This is a genomic window from Rhizobium sophorae, from assembly GCF_013087515.1.
Taxonomy (GTDB): Bacteria; Pseudomonadota; Alphaproteobacteria; order Rhizobiales; family Rhizobiaceae; genus Rhizobium; species Rhizobium sophorae.
Window position 1 is genome coordinate 22478 of the sequence record NZ_JABFCN010000014.1, and the last position, 20004, is coordinate 42481.

Below are 20004 nucleotides of genomic sequence, written 5' to 3' on the forward strand. Positions count from 1 at the left end.
ATGCAGAAGACGTGGAATAACAAAGCCTGGTTTCTGGTCCTGCCGGTGCTGCTGCTCGTGGCGTTTTCGGCCGTCATCCCGCTGATGACCGTCGTCAACTATTCGGTGCAGGATACGTTCGGCAACAACGAGTTCTTCTGGGCCGGTACCGACTGGTTCGTCCAGACCCTGCATTCCGACCGCTTCTGGGAATCGCTCGAGCGCAATCTGCTGTTTTCCTTCATCATCCTGGCACTGGAGATTCCGCTTGGCATCTTCATCGCGCTCAACATGCCGAAATCAGGACCGGGCGTTCCCGTCTGCCTGGTGCTGATGGCGCTGCCGCTGCTCATTCCGTGGAACGTCGTCGGCACCATCTGGCAGGTCTTCGGACGCGTCGATATCGGCTTGCTCGGCCACACGCTCGAAGCGATCGGTCTCGACTATAATTATGTCCGCGATCCGATCGATGCCTGGGTGACCGTAATCGTCATGGACGTCTGGCACTGGACAAGCCTCGTCGTGCTGCTTTGCTATGCCGGCCTGGTCTCGATCCCGGATGCCTATTACCAAGCCGCCAAGATCGACGGCGCCTCGCGCTGGTCTGTGTTCCGCTACATTCAGCTGCCGAAGATGAAGCGGGTGCTGCTGATCGCCGTGCTCCTACGCTTCATGGACAGTTTCATGATCTATACCGAGCCTTTCGTGGTCACCGGTGGCGGCCCCGGCAACTCGACGACCTTCCTCTCCATCGACCTCGTGAAGATGGCCGTCGGCCAGTTCGATCTTGGCCCGGCGGCGGCAATGTCGATCATCTACTTCCTCATCATCCTGCTGCTCTCATGGGTGTTCTACACCGTGATGACCAGCAGCGACGCGAGCTAAGGGAGGGCGAGATATGAGCAACAAAAACAAACCTGCAGGCAGCCTCTCCTGGCTCGTTCCGACGATTTATATCGTCTTCCTGATCCTGCCGATCTACTGGCTCGTCAATATGAGCTTCAAGGAAAATTCGGAGATCACCGGCGCCTTCTCGCTCTGGCCGACGAACCCGACGCTGCGTAACTACACGGTCATCTTTACCGACCCGTCCTGGTATAATGGCTATATCAACTCGATCATCTACGTGGTGATGAACACGGTGATCTCGGTCGCGGCGGCGCTGCCGGCTGCCTACGCCTTCTCGCGCTACCGCTTTCTCGGCGACAAGCACCTGTTCTTCTGGCTGCTGACCAACCGCATGGCACCGCCGGCGGTCTTCGCGCTGCCGTTCTTCCAGCTCTATTCGGCCTTCGGCCTGATCGACACGCATATCGCCGTGGCGCTTGCCCACTGCCTGTTCAACGTGCCGCTCGCCGTCTGGATCCTCGAAGGCTTCATGTCCGGTGTGCCGAAGGAGATCGACGAAACCGCCTATATCGACGGTTATTCCTTCCCGCGTTTCTTCATCAAGATCTTCATTCCGCTGATCGCCAGCGGCGTCGGTGTCGCGGGCTTCTTCTGCTTCATGTTCTCGTGGGTCGAGCTTCTGCTGGCCCGCACGCTGACGACGACGGCGGCAAAGCCGATCTCGGCGATCATGACGCGAACGGTGTCCGCCTCGGGCATGGACTGGGGCGTGCTGGCGGCGGCCGGCGTGCTCACCATCATTCCGGGCGCACTCGTCATCTATTTCGTCCGCAACTACATCGCCAAGGGCTTCGCGCTCGGGCGCGTTTGAGGAGGAGACGGTCATGAATTTTTCCTGGATGGCCTGGACGCTGCCGACGACGCTGTTCTTCCTGACGATCCTGGCGCTTCTGATTGCCATGAGCGTCTGGGAATATTTTTCGCCAGGCGGCTCGCCGCGCACGGGCGTGCTGCGTTTCGAGACGACGCGCGGCGACCGGCTCTTCATTTCGCTGCTGGGTGCAGCTTTCATTCATCTTGCATGGCTTGGGTTCGGTGGGCCCAACCTGTGGTGGGCTCTTGCCATCTCCGTGGTCTACGCCATCGGCGTCTTCCGCTACGTGTGACGGCAAGGAGAAAGACAGATGGCCGGGGGTACTGGCCGCCTGAGACGTGACTGCAATCGCAAACCCTGGGAGGATATTATGCGAAGGCACTTATTGACGACGACAGCAGGCTTGCTGCTGGCAATGACAGCATCGGCCTATGCCGGCATGGACGAGGCCAAGACGTTCCTCGACAAGGAAGTCGGCGACCTCTCGACGCTTCCGCGCGCCGACCAGGAAAAGGAAATGCAGTGGTTCGTTGACGCTGCGAAGCCTTTCGCCGGCATGGACATCAAGGTCGTGTCCGAAACGATCACGACCCATGAATACGAATCGAAGGTGCTGGCGCCCGCCTTCACGGCGATCACCGGCATCAAAATCACTCACGACCTCATCGGCGAAGGCGACGTGGTCGAGAAGCTGCAGACGCAGATGCAGTCCGGCGAAAACATCTATGACGCCTATATCAACGATAGCGACCTGATCGGCACCCATTGGCGCTATCAGCAGGCCCGCTCGCTGACCGACTGGATGGCCAACGAAGGCAAGGATGTCACTAATCCCGGCCTCGACATCGACGACTTCATCGGCAAGTCCTTCACCACTGCGCCTGACGGCAAACTCTACCAGCTGCCTGACCAGCAGTTCGCGAACCTCTACTGGTTCCGCTACGACTGGTTCAACGACGAGAAGAACAAGGCGGACTTCAAGGCGAAGTACGGCTACGATCTCGGCGTGCCGGTCAACTGGTCGGCCTATGAGGATATTGCCGAGTTCTTCACCGGCCGCGAGATCGATGGCAAGAAGGTCTTCGGTCATATGGACTACGGCAAGAAGGACCCGTCGCTCGGATGGCGCTTCACCGATGCCTGGCTGTCGATGGCCGGCAACGGCGATAAGGGCATCCCGAACGGCAAGCCCGTCGATGAATGGGGCATCAAGGTCGACGAGAACTCACGTCCGGTTGGCTCCTGCGTCGCGCGCGGCGGCGATACCAACGGCCCTGCTGCGGTCTATTCCATCCAGAAATATCTGGACTGGATGAAGGCCTATGCACCGGCTGCCGCCCAAGGCATGACCTTCTCCGAATCCGGCCCGGTCCCGTCGCAGGGCGAAGTCGCCCAGCAGATGTTCACCTACACGGCCTTCACCGCCGACTTCGTCAAGGAAGGCCTGCCGGTCGTCAATGCGGACGGCACGCCGAAATGGCGTTTCGCACCGAGCCCGCATGGCGTCTACTGGAAGGACGGCATGAAGCTCGGCTATCAGGACGCCGGTTCGTGGACGCTGATGAAGTCCACGCCTGACGACCGCGCCAAGGCGGCCTGGCTCTATGCCCAGTTCGTCACCTCGAAGACTGTCGACGTGAAGAAGAGCCACATGGGCCTGACCTTCATTCGCCAGTCGACTCTGGACCACAAGTCCTTCACCGATCGTGCGCCGAAGCTCGGCGGTCTGATCGAATTCTATCGTTCGCCGGCCCGCCTGCAGTGGTCGCCGACCGGTACGAACGTTCCTGACTATCCGAAGCTCGCTCAGCTTTGGTGGCAGGCGATTGGTGATGCCTCTTCCGGCGCCAAGACGGCACAGGAAGCGATGGACTCGCTTTGCTCCGAGCAGGAAAAGGTGCTGCAGCGCCTGGAACGCGCCAAGGTCCAGGGCGACATCGGCCCGAAACTCGCCGAGGAGCATGATCTCGCCTATTGGAACGCGGATGCGGTGAAGAACGGCAACCTTGCCCCGCAGCTGAAGATCGAGAACGAGAAGGACAAGCCGGTCACTGTCAACTACGACGAACTCGTCAAGAGCTGGCAGAAATAGTAAGGCGGACCAGGCCGGAGGCGACGAGGCTTCCGGCCATCACTTCTTGCCACCGGCAGAAAGCCGGTGGCACCCACAATCTTTCTCTCATGAAACGTCCGCGTCCTGCTGTCCTCTGCAGGCGGAGCGGTTTCGTGCGAGCCGGAGACGGATATGAGCGGCTATATTCTTTCGATCGACCAGGGCACGACATCGTCGCGCGCGATCATCTTCGATGGCGACATGAAAATGGCCGGCTCGGCGCAGGCGGAGATCACCCAATATTATCCGCAGCCCGGATGGGTGGAGCACGACGCCGCCGAAATCTGGCGATCCGTCGTCGATACTGTGCGCAAGGCGATCACCGATGCTGGTATTAATGCCGCCGACATCGCCGCGATCGGTATTACCAACCAGCGCGAGACAGCGGTCGTCTGGGACCGCAGGTCAGGAAAACCGCTTCACCGCGCGATCGTCTGGCAGGACAGGCGCACCGCAGAAATGTGCGAGAGCCTGAAGGCCGACGGCTACGAGAAGCTGTTCAGCGCCAAGACCGGGCTGTTGCTCGACCCCTATTTTTCCGGAACGAAACTGCGCTGGCTGCTCGATAATGTCGATGGCCTGCGTGAGAAGGCGGAAGTGGGCGATGTCTGCTTCGGCACGATCGACAGCTGGCTGATCTACAATCTGACTGATGGACGCGTGCATGCCACCGACGCGACCAATGCGTCGAGAACGCTGCTCTACAATATCGATGAAGGTGCCTGGGACGAGGAGCTTCTCGGTATTCTCCGCATTCCCGCCGCCATGCTTCCTGAAGTCAAGGAATGTGCCGATGATTTCGGCTGCGTCCACAAGGCGCTGTTCGGCGCGGAACTTCCGATCCTTGGGGTCGCCGGCGACCAGCAGGCAGCGGCGATGGGCAATGCCTGCTTCGAGCCCGGCATGATGAAATCCACTTATGGCACCGGCTGCTTTGCCCTGTTGAACACTGGCCGGGATCGTGTTTCCTCCTCCAATCGGATGCTGACGACGATCGCCTGCCGGCTCGACGGCGAGACGACCTATGCGCTCGAGGGCTCGATCTTCATCGCCGGTGCCGCCGTGCAATGGCTGCGCGACGGCCTCGGCATCATCGGTCAGGCGTCGGAGGCGGGCGTGCTTGCCGCCAAGGCCGATCCCGGACAGCAGGTCTACATCGTTCCAGCCTTCACCGGGCTCGGCGCCCCCTATTGGGATCCGGCGGCGCGCGGCGCGATCTTCGGTCTGACGCGAAACAGCGGGCCGGCGGAATTTGCCCGCGCCGTGCTTGAATCGGTCGCCTACCAGACTCTCGATCTGCTGGTGGCGATGAAGAAGGACTGGGGCGTCAACCAGCTGGAAACGGTGCTGCGCGTCGATGGCGGCATGGCGGCTTCGGATTGGACGATGCAGTGCTTGGCCGACATGACCGGAAACCCTGTCGACCGCTCGGCGATCCGCGAGACGACGGCGCTGGGCGCAGCCTGGCTCGCCGGCTCGAAAGCCGGCATCTGGCCCGGCAAGCGGGATTTTGCGCAGGCCTGGGCTTGCGACCGCCGCTTCAGCCCTTCGATGGATGAGACCGAGCGGCAGGGCAAGATCATCGGCTGGAAGAATGCCGTATCGCGAATGATTTCCGACGCCTCAGTGGGGTAGAACAGCTTCCCAGAATAGGACCGCAGTGGCGGCTTCTCTTAAGCGGCGCCGGCAGCCTTTCTGTTGATGAAGCTCAGGGCGAGCACGGCGAAAATCAGCGTGCCCGTGCCAACCTGCTGCCAATAGAAGTTCAGATCCGTCAGCAGCAGCCCATTGGCGACGATGCTGAGCAGCAGCGCGCCGAGAACGGTTCCGCCGACATTTGGCCGTCCGAGCGGGCTGAGCGTCGTGCCGATGAAGGTCGCGCCGATGGCATTCAACAGGAAGGCATTGCCGGAGGAGGGGATGTAGGTGGTGACGGTTGCGGTCAGGATCAGGCCGGCGATTGCCGTGATCAACCCGACCAGGATGAATGTCACCGCGACATGGGCCGGCGCGGCGATGCCGGAATAGCGCACAACGCCCGGCTGGATGCCGATCGACAGGATGATGCGGCCGAAACGCGTGCGGGCAAAAACGACCGCAGCCGCCGCGCTGACGACGATGGCAGCGGCAAGCGGCACCGGGAAGCCGGCGATCGTGCCATGGCCGAGAAAACGGAAGGTTTCCGGCACGCCGTTCGGCGGCAGATAGACCGGATTGCCGCCATTGGTCAGCAGCTGCTGCACGCTGCGGCCGATGAACAGCGTGCCGAGCGTGGCGAGGAACGGCGACACGCCGATCCCTGAAATCAGCAGCGCGTTGAAGGCGCCAACGAACGCTCCGGCGGCCAGTCCCGCGAGTGCGGCGACTGCCACCGGCTGCCCGGCGAGCACGAGCGAAACAAAGGCGAAACTGGCGAAATCCATTGCCGTTCCCACCGAAAGATCGATGCCGCCCGATGCGACGGCGAAGGTCATGGCGATGGAAACAATGGCAAGCAGCGTGAAATTGTTGACCAGGATGCTCTGCAGGTTGGCAGGCGTCAGGAATGTCGGCGTTGCCACGGAAAAGGCGGCAAACACCGCAACCAGGGCGAGGATCAGCCCATAGCGCACTAGGCCGCCGGCGATCAGACGTGGCAAGCCGATGGTGGCGGGGGTAGGGGTCTGGAGCGACATGGTCAGGCCTCCTGCCGGCGCAGCAGCGTGGTCGCGGAAACGACGATGAGAATGAGCACGCCCTGGACGCCGCTGACCAGCGTGCTCGAAATGTTCAGCAGCTGGAAACCGTTGACCAGGAAGCCGACCAAAAGGGTCGAAAGCAGCGTCCCGGTGACCGTCGGAACCAGCCGGCGCGAAAAGACCGAGCCGAGCAGGGCCGTCACGACGACGGGCAACAGCATCTCGCCGGCGCCGGTCGTGCTGCCGCTCAGATAGGAAACCGACAGAATGCCAGCGATGCCGCCGGAGACGCCACTGGCGACAAAGGCGCCGGCCAGCAACCGGCGAAGCGGCAGACCGGCGGCATGCGCCGCATCCGGAAACTCACCGACGGCATAGAGGCGCAGGCCGAGCGGGGTATATTGCACGATCGCCGTGGTGATCGCCGTGAAGCCGAGGAGCACATAGGCAAGGACCGGGATGCCGAAAGCATCCGAGGCCGAAAGCGCCGACAGAAAAGGCGTCGAGGCCGGCAGGACGGTATTGCCGGTCAGCACCAATTCCAGGCCGGCGACGACGTTCATGACGGCCAGCGTGGCTAACAGCGGCACGATGCCGGCATAGACGACGGCAACGGCATTGACCGTGCCGATCAGCGCCCCGGTCAACATCGCCCCCGCAATCGCCGTCGCATCGCCGTAGCCGAGTTGCGTCAGGCTCGCATAGACGGCGGCGCTGAGGCCCATATTGGCAGCAAGCGACAGGTCGATGCCGCCGGTGACGACATTGGAGCCGCCGGCGATCAGCACGATCGTCAACCCAATGGCAAGCACACCGGAGATGGCCGATTGGCCGAGCACGTTGCCGATATTGCCGATGCTGAGGAAATAGGGTGCAGTCAGCGAGAAGATGATCAGGATGGCGGCAAATGCGATCAGCGATCCGAAGCGCAACGCGGTCGCTGCAATATTGCCGGCCGGCCGGGGCGGCGGTTCCGCAGCGGAAAAACCGGAAGGCGCGAATTCCACTTCAGCCGACATGGCGATGTCCCTCGGATGATCCGGTCGATAGAGCCAGCACGGCATCCGCCGTGGTCTCCGACGATATCAATTCCCGCGCCACGCGGCCGCGGAAGAGCACAAGGATGCGATCGGTGATGCCGACGAGTTCGGGCAGATCCGAAGACAGCACGATGACGCCGGCACCGCGCGCCGCGAGTTCGCCGATCAGCGTATAGATCTCGACCTTGGAGCCGATATCGACGCCGACTGTCGGCTCGTCCAGGAGATAGACCTCGGAACGGCGGCTCAACCACTTGGCGATGGCGATCTTCTGCTGGTTGCCGCCCGAAAGCGTGCGCAGCAGGGCATTGCGCCCATTGGTCTTCACCTGCAGCCGCGCAACCAGAGCGTCCACTTCTTGCTGCACGCGTCTGCGATCGAGAAAGCCGAAACGCGTGAAGCGGCCAAGGCTCGAAAGGCTGATATTTTCCGCGACGCTGAGGTCAAGCGCGACACCGTGGCGACGCCGATCTTCCGGCACCAGCGCGATTTCGCGGCCGGCCGCCTGGGTGGGATTGGTGAAACGGGCAGCCCTGCCGCTGATCTCGATATGACCGGAAGCCGGGGTCTCCAGACCGAAGAGAGTGCGGACCACCTCCTTTGCGCCGGAGCCGAGTAGGCCGGTGAGGCCGAGCACCTCGCCGCGGCGAAGCGTGAAACTGATGCCACTATATTTCCCCGGCGCCGACAGCTGCTCGACCTTGAGGATGTCTTCGCCAGGCGTCACCTGCGCCTTCGGAAACATCTCCTTGATGTCGCGCTCGACCATCAGCCGCGCAATCGCACCGGCCGAGGTCTCCCCGATCGGCAGGGAGGCGACGTCCAGCCCATTGCGCAGCACGGTGACGTGGTCGCAGAGCTCTTCGATTTCGTTCAGGTAATGCGAAATATAGATGATGGTGACGCCTTCTTCGCGCAGGCGGCGGATCAGCCGGAAGAGGGTATCGGCCTCGCGGCGCACCAAAGCGGCCGTCGGCTCGTCGAAGACGAGCACCTTCGGCTGATCGAGAAGCGCGCGGGTGATTTGCACGATCTGCTTTTCGGCAGTCGACAATTCGCCGATCAGGGCGCTGTTCGGCAGCCGGACGCCGAAATAGTCGTTGAGAATGTCAGACGCACGGCGCTGCATCAGTCGCCGGTCGAGGAACGGTGTGCCCGCGATGCGTGGTTCCCGGCCGAGAAACAGGGCTTCGCCGACGGTGAAGGTCGGCACCAGCAGTCGATCCTGGTGAATGAAGTGGATGCCGAGCTCTTCGGCAAGATGCGGTGTTAGCCTGTCGAATGTTTGCCCTTCGATCTCGATCCTGCCGCCATCGGGCTGGTGAAGACCGGCCAGCAGCTTGATCAGCGTCGACTTGCCGGCGCCGTTCTGACCGACGAGACCGTGGATTGTGCCGCGCCTGACGATGAGCGACGCACCTGCAAGCGCCTGCGCGCCGCCAAAATGTTTGACGATGCCTTCAAAGCGGATGATGTCGTCGCGTGCCGTTACCGGCTGCTTCAACGAAATGGCCGTCATGTCGATCTCTCCTGGCGGGCAGATTCCGAGCGATCCGACATGGCCGGATCGCTCGTGTTCAATGTCAGCCGATGCCGAGCTTCTTGGTGACTTCGCCGACATTGGTCTTGTTGGCGAGCAGTGCCGGAACATAGGTCTCGCGCGGCAGTGTCTGGCCGGCGAGCAGCTTGGCGACGTTGCGAATGGCGGTGCGGCCGATTTCCGCCGGCTGCTGGGCGACATCGGCCCCGGCCGGCGAATTCGGATCGGCGATGAGCTGCAGCACTTCCGGGCTGCCATCGACGCCGTAGGTGCGGATCTCGGTCCGCCCGGCGGCCGCCAAAGCCTGGGTCGCGCCAAGCTGCGGAATGTCCCATGCCGACCAGATCGCCTTGATCGAACCCTTTTCCGGATATTTGTTGAGGATGGCCGTGATCTGCGTGAAGGCGTCCTGCACGGTGTTCGGGATGACGTCGCGCAGTTCCGGCTGGAGGATCTTCACCTTCGGGAAATATTTGACGACATTGACCAGCTGGTCGTAGCGGATCGCGCAGGGGGTTACGCCGTAAAAGCCGTTGAAGACGACGATATTGCCTTCGCCGCCGATATCGGAAACGAGCTGCAGCGCCAGATCCTTGCCGATCCCCCAGTTGTCCGAGGTGGTGTTGTTGATCGAATTGGTCGAACCGACGTCGACGGTCAGAACCGGGATCCCGGCATCGCGCGCCTTCTTCAGCCAGGGATCGATGACGCTGAGCGTGCCGAGGATTTGAACGATCGCATCCGGCTTCTGGGCAATCAGCGTCTGCAACTGCGAGACCAGCTTGCCGTCGTTGCGTCCGGCATCGACAGCGATCGGCTCGCCACCGAGGCGCTTTACCTCTTCGATCTGGGCGTTATAGGCCTGCAGGTCGAAGAAGTGATCGGTGCCGGTTGCGCTGATGGCGATGCGCTTGCCTTTCAGCGACAGTTCTTCGTCGGCCGCGAAAACCGGCTTCTGCCCGATGAGCGATGCACCCGCGACGACGGCCCCGGCCGCGGCAGACAGTTTCAACAGATCTCGTCTTCCGAGACCACTTCCGGACTTTTCGATGCTCATTGCCACTCTCTCCAATTCAGTTATGTCTATAAATTAAGTAGACTAATGAGAATGGGGAGAAAGGAATTTCCAAAAAGACGCTCTCCGATGAAAAGAGTGGACGGAGCGAACGCTTATTTCTGGCTGCGGCTTCCCGCGAGCGGGCCGATCAAAAAGAAACATGCACTGCATAATTCTTGCGCATGCGACCAAATTTGCCGAGGGTCAACTCCTGCTAGGCCGTGGTGGCGTGGGGCGCCGCAGCAGGCGTAAAATCACGATTTAATGGACACCGTCTGGTTTTATGCTGCGACGTTGATATCCAGCGCGAAGCTTCGCTCCACTTGGCGCGCAACTTGCCTCTCCCTTGCCAGGGAGAATGAAACAATGCCCGACATCGACCCGCAGATTTTCTCAATAAGCCGGCCATCCCTCGGAGGCTACAAGGCCTTCGTTCAACGAGACATGATCGTCGAGACCTATCGCAGCGCCGCGGGGCAAATGGTTTCGAGGGGCTCCCTTCATAGAATTTCGATCAACCGCACGGCGCACGGCAGCTACGCCTATCGGCTTGGAAGCGGGGCGTTCCGCAAAGTTGAGAGGCCGCCGTTCACCCTGGGATTTCAACCGGCCGCCACGGTCCTCGAAGTCGATGGCGATGCGGCGGATTATATCTCGATCTTCCAGTCACCGGCGCTCTACAGCAGCATCGGCGGCTCTCGCTTCGATCCCGACCATTGGGATAGCGACGCGCTTAGCGCGACGACTGATCCGACAACGCTGCAGGTCGCGCTCTCCCTTGCATTTGCCGCCGACAAGACCGGGCGCGACGACCCGCTTTTGATGCAGCATCTGGGGATGGCGCTCGCCTGCTGCGTTGTAAAGCTGCTGGGCGCCAAACCCGAAGCCGGCGATCGTCCGCTGACATCGGACAATCTCCGGCGTGTGATCGATTACATCGAGAACCTGCTTGGCAAATCCGATCTGAGTGTCGAGGAACTGGCCGGGGTGGCCCATATGAGCCCCTTTCACTTCAGCCGGGAATTCAAACGGGCGGCCGGCATGGCGCCGCATCGCTTCGTTCTCGAACGCAGGATCGAGCGAGCACGGCTTTACCTCGCCGACGGCAAGGAGACGCTTGCAAACATCGCTTATGCCACCGGCTTTTCCAGCCAGGCGCATTTCTCCAACGTCTTTCGCCGTCTGATGGGGGCGACCCCGAAGGAATACCAACGTTCGGTCCGTCTTTGATCCGGCTCTTGCTGATGACAGATCAGCAGCTTTGCGAAAGACAACCGCACGAATTTGAAATCTTTTGAGGCTGCGGTCTGCCAGGCTTTTCCCATCAGGAGGCCCGTATGACCGCTTTTGCCCAAACCAATCCGATTACCGACATTTGCTTCTTGGTCGAGGATATCGACAAAGCATCGGCCTTCTATGTCGAGCGACTTGGCTTCAAACCTCGCCGCCGTGCTCCCGGCTTTGCCGATTTCAAAGGGGCGGGCGTGACGCTGGCGCTGTGGGAGATCGAGCATATCGCCGAAAATACCGGTGTCTCAAACCGCCGTGCGCCTCCAGGTGCGCACAAGGCCTGCGCCGCCATCGAGCTCGCCTCGCCAGAGCAGGTCGATGCTGCCTATGCGGAGCTGAAAGCTGCGGGCGTGCTCTTCCACGCGCCGCCGCAGGACTATGTTTGGAACGCGCGATGCGTCTATTTCGCCGATCCTGACGACAATCTCTGGGAAATCTATGCGTGGTCCGCCGGCGGCCCGATCGGTGACATCGACCCGCAATAGCGAGCGCAATCGGCCGGTCGTCCAATAATCCAACAAGGGGAAAGGCAAGCAAATGAACAGGGATGACAAGCAAATCGTGGTCGGCAGGCGTACCGTCCTGAAGGGCGGAGCCTTTGCCCTTGCTGCAGCGACGGCAGGGATCAGCGTGTTCGTACCGCGTCACTCGAATGCCGCCGCATCCAAGGTCGTTATCAAATACGACTGGTTGATGAGCAACGGACAGATCGGCGATATCGTCGCAGTCAAGCAAGGCCTGTTCGAGGCCGAGGGTCTCGACGTCGAGTTTTCACCTGGCGGTCCCAACTCAGCAACGGTGCCGCCCGTGATCACGGGTGATGCGCAGCTCGGCCAATTCTCGGATTCGGCCCAGCTTCTTCTTGCCAGGTCATCCGGCGTGCCGATCAAGATCTTCGCCTGCGGTTTCCGCATGGCGCCTTTCGCCTTCTATTCGCTGCCCAAGGCGCCGATCCGCACTGTCAAGGATATGGTCGGCAAGCGTATCGGCATCCAGCCGACGGCCCGTTATGTGCTCGATGCCATTCTGTTGAAGAACGATATCGATCCATCGAGCCTGACCATCACCAATATCGGCTTCGACATGACGCCGCTGACGACCGGCCAGGTCGATGCCGTGACCGGATGGATCACCAACACGCAGGCCCTTTCCATCATTGGTCCCGACCGCATCGATCTGATGATGAAGGACACGGGCCTGCCGTCTTACGCCAATGTCTATTTCGCCACCGACGATGCCGTGAGCGGCCATTCCGAGACACTGGCAAAGGTGCTGCGTGCGGTCGCCAAGGGCTGGGCCTGGACGCATGAACACCCTGAAGAGGCAGTCAAATTGACGGTGGAGGCCTATCCGCAGCTCGATCTTGCCGTGGAATTGACGACGGTGCCGCGCATATTGTCACTGAGCTTCGATGCGACAACAGGCAAGGATGGCTGGGGCAGCTTCGATCCGGCCGCTCTTGCCGAGCAGATTTCCGTCTACGACAAAATCGGCCAGTTCAAGAGCGGCGCGCCGAAGCTGGAGGACTGCTATACGACTGAGATACTCGACATGACGGCGGACGTCCGCCCGAAGATTGCGTGAGAGCGGATTTGCCTGAAGCAGCGGCTATCGAAACCAAGGATCTGGCAGTCGGTTATGCCGGCGCTGGCGAGACGACCCGCATTCTGTCCGGCGTCGATCTCAGTGTCGGCAGGGGCGAGTTTCTGACCATTCTCGGTCCTTCCGGCTGCGGCAAGTCGACCTTCCTGCGTGCCGTGGCGGATCTTCTTCCGCCGCTTGACGGGCGGCTGTCGGTGCTCGGCAGGACAGCCTCGGAGGCGCGCTGGCGGCGCGAAGTCGCCTTCGTCTTTCAGGACGCAACGCTGTTGCCTTGGCGGACCGTGAGGGAGAATGTCGCGCTGCCGCTTCAGGTGGGGAAGAAGAGCGTCTCGCGATCGGTCAATCCACGGCCCGACCACTGGATCGAACTGGTCGGCCTGTCGCATCTGGCCGACCGCTATCCGCATCAACTGTCCGGGGGCCAGCGCCAGCGTGTCGCCATTGCGCGCGCGCTTCAATGCGAGCCGGATATCCTGCTCATGGACGAACCCTTCGGTGCGCTCGACGAGATCACGCGCGAACGACTGAACGACGAGCTTCTGGATGTCTGGCGCCGAACCGGCACGACCATCCTGTTCGTCACCCACAGCGTCGTCGAGGCGATCTATCTCGGCGGACGCGTGCTGGTCCTGGCGGCCAATCCGGGCCGCGTCCAGGCTCTGATCGACCTTGCACCGCTGAAAGACGAGCGCGGCCTCTGTCGGCGCGAGAGCCTCGATGTTCAGGAGACCGCAGCCCATCTGCGCCAGTTGCTGCAGCAGGGGAGTTCGGCTGCATGACGCATCGTCCGTTGTCACTCTCCGAGGCAATCGGCCTTCCTGTCATCGGCGCCCTTTCGCTGCTTCTCGCCTGGCAATGGCTGGTGCCGGCTCTTGGTATTCCGGCCTATATCGTTCCAACGCCGCTGGCGATCCTACGCACGCTTGGCATCGAATGGCGCTTCCTTTTGTCGAATGCGATCCCGACATGGGGTGAGGCGGGCCTCGGCTTCCTTTTGGGCAATAGTCTCGCTGTGATCCTGGCGGTTGCCTTTGTCTATAATCCGCGGTTCCAGGCCGCCTATTTTCCCGTTGTTCTGCTCTTCAACACCATCCCGGTGCTGGCGCTTGCGCCGATCATCATCCTCATCTTCGGCCTCGGCATGCTGCCAAAGGTCATCATCGCTGCTCTCATCTGCTTCTTCCCAACCCTGGTGAATACCGCTCGGGGCCTCAACCTGGCGACTGCGAGCGAGCTTGACCTGATGCATGTGCTTTCGGCGAGCGGGTGGGAGACCTTCTGGCGCCTGCGCGCCCCACGGTCTGCCCCCTTGGTCTTTGCGTCGCTGCGTATTTCGGCAACCACCTGTGTGATTGGCGCGATTGTCGGGGAGTGGATCGGCTCGAACCAGGGCCTGGGCGCTGTCATCATCCAGTCGACATTCAATTATCAGGCGGAAAGGCTCTTTGCCGCCGTCGTGCTCGCCTCCTTCTCCGGCATCGTCTTTTTTGCCGCCGTTGCCCAGATCGAGCGGATTTTCCGTCGGCTGCAGCCGGGGCAGAGCTGAAAGCGTTCAATGCGGGCGCTGCAACGCTGACACTTTCCCAGGATATGACAAGGCCCCCCGATGTTATCTGCGGGAGGCCTTGCCCGTTGCTACTCCTCCATGCTCTCACGGATGTCGAACAGATCGATGCCATGGGTGTCGAACCACCAGTCGGGACTCATCTCGGAATGGCGATCACGCAGGCGCAGATATTTGGCGCGCAGTCGCTTCTGGCGTTCGACCTCTTCCGCGAAGAAGGGGTGATCGAGCGTGCCGCCCATCTTATGGGTGCGACGGAGCAATTTTCGCAAGACGTATCCTTGCTCCTTGTTGCCCGGCCGGTAACCGCTTTCCACGATGGTCATGACTGTCTCGCACAGTGTCCCAAGCGCATCGTCCTGCGGCGTGCCGTTGACGATCATGTCGAGACGCTCGAGACCAAAGCCGACGTCGATGCAGGTTCCGAGCGGATTGACGATGTTTCCGATCTCGACGCCATCCTTGTAGAACTCCGTGCAGTATCCGCTGATGCTGCCATCGCTCCACATGCATTCCGGATCCGGCACGATGGGCACGCGCCCGCGATAGAGCGGCGTCCATTCCACCAGACGGTCCGGATGGATCGTCACATGATCCGGCACGAGCCCCAGCGTTTCCAGAAACTCGAGCCAGAAATCGATGGCGTTGCCGACGGTCATTTTCCTGAAGGAGAAAAGGCCGAGCATGGTGAAATGGAGAAGATGAGTTCCGTCGCCGATCTCGTCGAGGTCGCCCATGCGCAGGCAGGCCTGGCTGTTTGCGACGGTTCCGCGATGGGAGGGATCGGAGAAGAGGGGCTTGTACTGCTGCATTCCAGCGCTGCAGAAGAGCGTGGTATCGTCATGCGGCCGTACGGATTCGATGCGTATGAAATCAATGCCCTTAGAAAGGCAGAAGTCTTGATATTGCTGGATCAGGCGTCCCGCGGTGACATAGGCAACCTCCTTCTTGTTCGTGTGCCTTCGGAAGAGATAGCGGTCTCCGGCGCGCACGGCAACCTGCCGCTATCGAAGATAAGCCAAATGGCACTCTTGAAGATTGTCTCACTTGAGGCTAAATATAACCTCAAGTGAAAAGGAGCTTTGCCATGATGGGATTTGCAGCCATCGCCGACGTTCTCGGACTGCCCGCCAGGGAACCGGCATCGCGCTCAGCCTTTGGCCTGCTCTCCAGCATCGAGGAAGGCTTGCCGGTCAAGGCGCTTGATCGCATGGCGCTGCTTCTGGCACCTGATGATACCCAGTTCAAGTATAGGCTCGTTCCGAAGGCCACCTATGAGCGGCGCAAATCCAAGCATCGGCTCTCTTCCGACGAGGGCATAAAACTCGCCCGCCTCGCGCGTGTCTGGGGATCGGCGCTTGATGTCTGGCAGACCGAGACCGAGGCGCGAGATTTCCTGTTTCGTCCGCATGCAATGCTGGAGGACAGGCGGCCGATCGACGTGGTCATCCAGAGCGAGATCGGCGGCGAACTCGTGCTCGATATCCTCGGAAGCTTGAAATACGGCAGCGCTGCGTGAGCACACAGCATCTCGACCGTACGCTGACATCCATCCGCATCGGAGATCCCAACGGAACCTATCCAATCTTCGACGCCACCGGCTCGACCATCGCGCCGGGGCGGTGGAACACATCGGGCAGCCCGATCATCTATACGAGCGAGCACTATTCGACGGCGCTGCTCGAAAAGCTCGTCCATGGCAGCGGAAGGCTGCCGCCCAATCAGCACTATATCACGATCACCCTACCGAGGGGGCTAAGCTACGAGGTCTTCTCTCAGCCCGCGCTGCCCGGCTGGGACAGCATGCCGGCAAACGTCAGCAAGGCTTTCGGCGAACGCTGGTGCCAGGAAAAGCGCAGCGCCATCCTGCTGGTCCCAAGCGTCGTCGCCCGCGTCGACAACAACATATTGATCAACCCGGCCCACCCAGAATTCGCGTCGATCTCAGTAAGCCTCCACCAACCGGTCTTCTGGGATCGTCGCTTGTTTGGCATGTGATGGGCCGGACGATGCAATCAGCGTTTCCGCAGAGCAGACCAAAACGCCGGGCAGACGAGACTTGGTCAGCAGATCACGATGCTGCCATCAACGCACCGACAATCGTTCTCGGCCCGACGTAGCCAGATCCTTTATCCAAAGGCACAGAAGGCCATTTTCAACAAGGAGGTGGCTGCCTCGACTGCTCAAGCGTCCGTCTCCCACGGATTTATCACCGCTGCGCCGGTGTCGTCGAAATCGCCGACATTGCGAGTGACGACAATCAGATCATAAACGATCGCGGTTGCGGCGATCAGCCCGTCGATATCGCCACGCGGCCGGATGGCGGCGATACGGCCCCATTCGACGGCGATCTCGTCTGTCACCGGCAGGATCCGGTCGCCATGATCATAACGCAGCTTGCGCAGCCATTCGGTAAGATGGGCCGCGGTCTTCGGATCCGACTTCTGTTTAAGGGCAATGCCGCGCATGATCTCGCCAAGCGTCAGCGCGCTCAGGTGGATGGTGAGCGGATCGACGGAGCGCAGCCAGGAGACCGCCTGCGGCGTGCCGCGTCGCGCCTCCGAGACGATGTTGGTATCGACCAGGTACATCAGAAGGCAACGTCGCGGCTGGGAGTCTTGTTGCGTGCTTCGACTGCATCGGCGAACTCATCATCCCAGGCGGGGCCACCGAGCAAGTCGTCGACTAGCGTCGGCCTGCCGGCGCGCAGGGCGTCGTAGTCGCGGGCGGACAGAACGACGGCCGTGCGTTCGCCCCGCACGGTAACCACCTGCGGCCCTTCTTGTCGGGCCTTCTGCACGACCTTCGAAAATTGGTTCTTGGCGTCCTGTAGTTGCCATTCCATCGATTCTGTTCCTGGCTAGACTGTCTAGCTATACGCGCGAAATGCTGGTGCGTCAACGACGGGACGGTCCTGAACGACGAGTCCGGTTCTGCTATGAGGTGTCATAACGAAGTTCGAAATCGTTGTGTCGGCGATCGGCGCCGGTCGGTCCTTCTGGAAGCCGCGATCACGTTCTCTGCCGCGGCGAGCGAGCCATCAGCCTGGCATAGGCGATGGCCGAGAGCATGTTGACGTGGTTGGCCTTGCCGGTGCCGGCAATGTCGAAGGCGGTGCCGTGGTCGACCGAGACGCGGTCGATCGGCAGGCCGAGCGAGACGTTGACCGCCGTGTCGAAGGCGACGAGCTTGATCGGGATATGGCCCTGGTCGTGATACTGGGCGATGACCAGATCGAAGGCGCCGTTATAGGCGCGGGCGAACACCGTGTCGGCCGAGATCGGGCCGACGACGTCGATCCCCTTTGCCTGCGCCTGCTCGACGGCGGGCGCCAGGAATTCCGTGTCCTCGGTGCCGAACAGGCCGTTTTCGCCGCAATGGGGATTGAGGCCGGCCACGGCGATGCGTGCTGTCTTGCCGAGCCGCAGGAAGTGGCGATGGCCAGCTTCGATGGTGGCCAGCACCCGCTCGGTCTTGGCGCGCTCGATCGCACCCTTCAGCGAGATATGGGTCGAGACGTGGATGGTGTTCAGCCGCTCGGAGGCAAGCAGCATGAAGGAACTCTTCGAGCCGGTGAGATGCGCGAGCAGCCCGGTATGGCCGTCATGGTGATGGCCGGCGAGGTTCATCGCTTCCTTGTTGATCGGCGCGGTGACGATGACGTCGGCTTGTCCCGACATGGCGAGATCGACGGCGCGGGTGATGTAGCGCACCGAGGCATCGCCGGCGACGGGGCTGACCTTGCCGATTTCGGGTAGAGCCGCGCCGAGCGCGACTTCGTCGACGGCGATCCTGTCGTCACCGGGGGCATCGGCAGGCCCGAACCGCAGTCCGGTGCCGGTGACGCGGTCGGCGCGCTCCAGCGCTTCGACATTGCCGACAATGACGAAATCGCGGCGCTCTTCCCTGGGCAGAGCTGCCAAGGCCTTGACGATTACCTCGGGGCCGACGCCGGCCGGATCGCCGAGCGTCACCGCGACTTTCGCATTCCTGTCCATCGATCGAATTCCTTATTTAGAAAGCGGCTGCGTAGATTGCGCGGATATCGGCGCGCGAGAGATCGCGCGGATTGTTATCGAGCAGACGGCGAATAGCAAAGGCGTCGTCGGCCATGGCGTCGAGATCGCTTTCCGGCACGCCGAGACTGGAAAGTTTCATCTCGATACCAAGTTCGGCGCAGAAAGCGTAAGCCGCATCGAAGACGGAGGTGACGTTCCCGGAGGTTTCACGCCCAAGCGCTTCCATCACCGCCTTGGTTTTCTCAGGCGCGGACGGTGTATTGAAGGCGAGAACATGCGGAAAAATCAACGCATTTGCCGCGCCATGGGCCACATGCCAGCGCGTGCCGAGGGGATAGGCAAGCGCGTGGCCGCCGGCGGTGTTGACCGGGCCGAGGCAAAAGCCGCCGTAAAGCGAGGCGAGCGAGAGGCCGGCGCGCGCCTCGGCGTCATTACCGTTCTTGACGGCGCGGGCGAGATATTTGCCGACGAGGCGCGTTCCCTCGATCGCATAGATGTCGACCATCGGATGGGCCTTGCGGTTGGTGAAGGCCTCGACGCAATGGGCCATCGCATCGACGCCGGTGGCCGCCGTGGTGCGGGCAGGAACGCTGAAGGTCAAAGCAGGATCGATGACGGCAATGTCGGCCAGCATATGCAGGCTTTCTACCGCAAGCTTGGCCATAGTGGCGGGATCGGTGACGAGCGCGCGGATGCCGGCCTCGCTGCCGGTGCCCGATGTCGTCGGCACCTGGGCGAGCGCCACCTTGCGCGGCCCATGCACCTTGTTCGGGCCCACAACCTCGTGCAGCGTCTGGGCGGAGCCGGCAAGCACGGCGGCAAGTTTTGCCAGGTCCATGGCGCTGCCGCCGCCGAAGCCGACAATTAGCTCGGCATCGGCGCGATTTGCCGCCGCTAGGACCTTTTCGAGATTGGCCGTATCCGGCTCGGGCATCACGTCGGAGAAGACGGTTACCTCACCCATCAGCTCCAGCACGTCGATGCGCGAGGCGTTGAAGGCATCGGAGATGACAAGTGCGCGCCGATAGCCCTTTTCGGCGGCCCATCTGCCGAGCTTTCCCGCCGTGCCGACGCCGAATTCGATCAGATGCGGCCGAACTATCGTGATCGGCGAATCCAAGCTGGCCATGAACCAGTCCTCCCTGCAAGATCTTGCGGCACTATCGTCGCCCTCTTTAATGTAAAGTTGTAAGGTCAATGTCAAGCCGACATTCCTGCGAGCCGAATTTTTTATGGTCTGATGTGCGCTTTGATGTGCGCTTAGCGGCGCCTTAGCGTGCTCATATCAATAGAGATTTCAGTGTGTTATGATATATTTCATGATGAACACGACATGTCAGACACCAGCTCGCCATCTCTTCGCGGCGGCGGTGAATTATCCGACCTGTTGTCAAATTTT

The 20004-nt window shown here is 61.3% G+C and carries 20 protein-coding genes and 1 pseudogene; 12 read left to right on the forward strand and 9 right to left on the reverse strand.

The genetic code is table 11. The annotated features are described in order from the left end of the window. The 5 genes from G9X64_RS08065 to glpK all read left to right on the forward strand — a co-directional run bounded on the left by G9X64_RS08065 (position 1) and on the right by glpK (position 5450). On the forward strand, positions 1–864 hold the full coding sequence (locus tag G9X64_RS08065; RefSeq protein WP_168307653.1) for a carbohydrate ABC transporter permease: 864 nt from the start codon (positions 1–3) through the stop codon (positions 862–864). 13 nt (positions 865–877) lie between these two features. Further along, on the forward strand, positions 878–1699 hold the full coding sequence (locus tag G9X64_RS08070) for a carbohydrate ABC transporter permease (RefSeq protein ID WP_168307654.1): 822 nt from the start codon (positions 878–880) through the stop codon (positions 1697–1699). Positions 1700–1712: 13 nt separating this feature from the next. Continuing rightward, positions 1713–1994, forward strand: coding sequence for a DUF2160 domain-containing protein (locus G9X64_RS08075; RefSeq protein WP_168307655.1), 282 nt, complete (start codon positions 1713–1715; stop codon positions 1992–1994). A gap of 78 nt (positions 1995–2072) precedes the next feature. Next, the gene (locus G9X64_RS08080; RefSeq protein ID WP_168307656.1) at positions 2073–3794 is read left to right on the forward strand and encodes an ABC transporter substrate-binding protein; all 1722 of its coding nucleotides are present in this window, start codon (positions 2073–2075) and stop codon (positions 3792–3794) included. 153 nt (positions 3795–3947) lie between these two features. Next, on the forward strand, positions 3948–5450 hold the full coding sequence (gene glpK, locus G9X64_RS08085; RefSeq protein WP_168307657.1) for a glycerol kinase GlpK: 1503 nt from the start codon (positions 3948–3950) through the stop codon (positions 5448–5450). Positions 5451–5488: 38 nt separating this feature from the next. Here the strand turns inward: glpK and G9X64_RS08090 are convergent, their stop codons facing one another. The 4 genes from G9X64_RS08090 to G9X64_RS08105 form a co-directional block, all read right to left on the reverse strand. Next, complete coding sequence (locus G9X64_RS08090; RefSeq protein ID WP_171376339.1) at positions 5489–6490, reverse strand: ABC transporter permease; 1002 nt, start codon at positions 6488–6490, stop codon at positions 5489–5491. A gap of 2 nt (positions 6491–6492) precedes the next feature. Continuing rightward, positions 6493–7512 carry an ABC transporter permease gene (locus G9X64_RS08095; protein ID WP_168316207.1) on the reverse strand — a complete coding sequence of 340 codons (1020 nt, stop codon included), beginning with the start codon at positions 7510–7512 and terminating at the stop codon, positions 6493–6495. Next, positions 7502–9052: a sugar ABC transporter ATP-binding protein gene (locus G9X64_RS08100; protein WP_168307660.1), complete on the reverse strand. Its 1551-nt coding sequence runs from the start codon at positions 9050–9052 to the stop codon at positions 7502–7504. The genes G9X64_RS08095 and G9X64_RS08100 overlap by 11 nt, the downstream gene beginning before the upstream one ends. A 64-nt stretch (positions 9053–9116) precedes the next feature. Continuing rightward, entirely contained in the window at positions 9117–10130 is a 1014-nt protein-coding gene (locus G9X64_RS08105; protein WP_168316205.1) for a sugar ABC transporter substrate-binding protein, read from the reverse strand. 366 nt (positions 10131–10496) lie between these two features. Between G9X64_RS08105 and G9X64_RS08110 the strand changes: the two genes are divergently transcribed. From G9X64_RS08110 to G9X64_RS08130, 5 genes are all read left to right on the forward strand, one after another. Beyond that, entirely contained in the window at positions 10497–11360 is an 864-nt protein-coding gene (locus G9X64_RS08110; protein ID WP_168307662.1) for a helix-turn-helix transcriptional regulator, read from the forward strand. A 107-nt stretch (positions 11361–11467) separates the two neighbouring features. Next, positions 11468–11905, forward strand: coding sequence for a VOC family protein (locus G9X64_RS08115; protein ID WP_168307663.1), 438 nt, complete (start codon positions 11468–11470; stop codon positions 11903–11905). Between the two features lie 52 nt (positions 11906–11957). Next, the gene (locus G9X64_RS08120; RefSeq protein WP_168307664.1) at positions 11958–13004 is read left to right on the forward strand and encodes an ABC transporter substrate-binding protein; all 1047 of its coding nucleotides are present in this window, start codon (positions 11958–11960) and stop codon (positions 13002–13004) included. An 8-nt stretch (positions 13005–13012) separates the two neighbouring features. After that, positions 13013–13801, forward strand: a complete 789-nt coding sequence (locus G9X64_RS08125) for an ABC transporter ATP-binding protein (RefSeq protein WP_168307665.1) — start codon at positions 13013–13015, stop codon at positions 13799–13801. Then, positions 13798–14568 carry an ABC transporter permease gene (locus tag G9X64_RS08130; protein WP_168307666.1) on the forward strand — a complete coding sequence of 257 codons (771 nt, stop codon included), beginning with the start codon at positions 13798–13800 and terminating at the stop codon, positions 14566–14568. Before G9X64_RS08125 ends, G9X64_RS08130 begins: the two co-directional genes overlap by 4 nt. 89 nt (positions 14569–14657) lie before the next feature. On the opposite strand, the pseudogene G9X64_RS08135 reads toward G9X64_RS08130, so the two are convergent. Continuing rightward, positions 14658–15583 (reverse strand): annotated as a pseudogene (locus G9X64_RS08135) (alanine--tRNA ligase-related protein). Positions 15584–15673: 90 nt separating this feature from the next. Between G9X64_RS08135 and G9X64_RS08140 the strand changes: the two are divergent. Together G9X64_RS08140 and G9X64_RS08145 are read left to right on the forward strand one after the other, a co-directional pair. Continuing rightward, a complete protein-coding gene (locus G9X64_RS08140; RefSeq protein WP_168307668.1) occupies positions 15674–16105 on the forward strand; it encodes an antitoxin Xre-like helix-turn-helix domain-containing protein in 432 nt (143 codons plus the stop codon). Continuing rightward, positions 16102–16584, forward strand: coding sequence for an RES family NAD+ phosphorylase (locus tag G9X64_RS08145; protein ID WP_168307669.1), 483 nt, complete (start codon positions 16102–16104; stop codon positions 16582–16584). Before G9X64_RS08140 ends, G9X64_RS08145 begins: the two co-directional genes overlap by 4 nt. 185 nt (positions 16585–16769) lie before the next feature. On the opposite strand, the gene G9X64_RS08150 is transcribed toward G9X64_RS08145, so the two are convergent. The 4 genes from G9X64_RS08150 to G9X64_RS08165 form a co-directional block, all read right to left on the reverse strand. Continuing rightward, positions 16770–17177: a type II toxin-antitoxin system VapC family toxin gene (locus G9X64_RS08150; RefSeq protein ID WP_168307670.1), complete on the reverse strand. Its 408-nt coding sequence runs from the start codon at positions 17175–17177 to the stop codon at positions 16770–16772. Then, positions 17177–17431, reverse strand: coding sequence for a type II toxin-antitoxin system Phd/YefM family antitoxin (locus tag G9X64_RS08155; protein WP_011649626.1), 255 nt, complete (start codon positions 17429–17431; stop codon positions 17177–17179). Before G9X64_RS08155 ends, G9X64_RS08150 begins: the two co-directional genes overlap by 1 nt. Before the next feature lie 166 nt (positions 17432–17597). Beyond that, positions 17598–18584, reverse strand: a complete 987-nt coding sequence (gene pdxA / locus G9X64_RS08160) for a 4-hydroxythreonine-4-phosphate dehydrogenase PdxA (RefSeq protein WP_168307671.1) — start codon at positions 18582–18584, stop codon at positions 17598–17600. A gap of 16 nt (positions 18585–18600) precedes the next feature. Beyond that, positions 18601–19734, reverse strand: coding sequence for an iron-containing alcohol dehydrogenase (locus G9X64_RS08165; RefSeq protein WP_171376340.1), 1134 nt, complete (start codon positions 19732–19734; stop codon positions 18601–18603). Positions 19735–20004 lie beyond the last annotated feature (270 nt).

Coding starts and splice junctions, on each gene's coding strand:
- G9X64_RS08065 (WP_168307653.1), top strand. CDS start 1: ATGCAGAAGACGTGGAATAACAAAGCCTGGTTTCTGGTCCTGCCGGTG.
- G9X64_RS08070 (WP_168307654.1), top strand. CDS start 878: ATGAGCAACAAAAACAAACCTGCAGGCAGCCTCTCCTGGCTCGTTCCG.
- G9X64_RS08075 (WP_168307655.1), top strand. CDS start 1,713: ATGAATTTTTCCTGGATGGCCTGGACGCTGCCGACGACGCTGTTCTTC.
- G9X64_RS08080 (WP_168307656.1), top strand. CDS start 2,073: ATGCGAAGGCACTTATTGACGACGACAGCAGGCTTGCTGCTGGCAATG.
- glpK (WP_168307657.1), top strand. CDS start 3,948: ATGAGCGGCTATATTCTTTCGATCGACCAGGGCACGACATCGTCGCGC.
- G9X64_RS08090 (WP_171376339.1), bottom strand. CDS start 6,490: ATGTCGCTCCAGACCCCTACCCCCGCCACCATCGGCTTGCCACGTCTG.
- G9X64_RS08095 (WP_168316207.1), bottom strand. CDS start 7,512: ATGTCGGCTGAAGTGGAATTCGCGCCTTCCGGTTTTTCCGCTGCGGAA.
- G9X64_RS08100 (WP_168307660.1), bottom strand. CDS start 9,052: ATGACGGCCATTTCGTTGAAGCAGCCGGTAACGGCACGCGACGACATC.
- G9X64_RS08105 (WP_168316205.1), bottom strand. CDS start 10,130: ATGAGCATCGAAAAGTCCGGAAGTGGTCTCGGAAGACGAGATCTGTTG.
- G9X64_RS08110 (WP_168307662.1), top strand. CDS start 10,497: ATGCCCGACATCGACCCGCAGATTTTCTCAATAAGCCGGCCATCCCTC.
- G9X64_RS08115 (WP_168307663.1), top strand. CDS start 11,468: ATGACCGCTTTTGCCCAAACCAATCCGATTACCGACATTTGCTTCTTG.
- G9X64_RS08120 (WP_168307664.1), top strand. CDS start 11,958: ATGAACAGGGATGACAAGCAAATCGTGGTCGGCAGGCGTACCGTCCTG.
- G9X64_RS08130 (WP_168307666.1), top strand. CDS start 13,798: ATGACGCATCGTCCGTTGTCACTCTCCGAGGCAATCGGCCTTCCTGTC.
- G9X64_RS08140 (WP_168307668.1), top strand. CDS start 15,674: ATGATGGGATTTGCAGCCATCGCCGACGTTCTCGGACTGCCCGCCAGG.
- G9X64_RS08150 (WP_168307670.1), bottom strand. CDS start 17,177: ATGTACCTGGTCGATACCAACATCGTCTCGGAGGCGCGACGCGGCACG.
- G9X64_RS08155 (WP_011649626.1), bottom strand. CDS start 17,431: ATGGAATGGCAACTACAGGACGCCAAGAACCAATTTTCGAAGGTCGTG.
- pdxA (WP_168307671.1), bottom strand. CDS start 18,584: ATGGACAGGAATGCGAAAGTCGCGGTGACGCTCGGCGATCCGGCCGGC.
- G9X64_RS08165 (WP_171376340.1), bottom strand. CDS start 19,734: ATGGCCAGCTTGGATTCGCCGATCACGATAGTTCGGCCGCATCTGATC.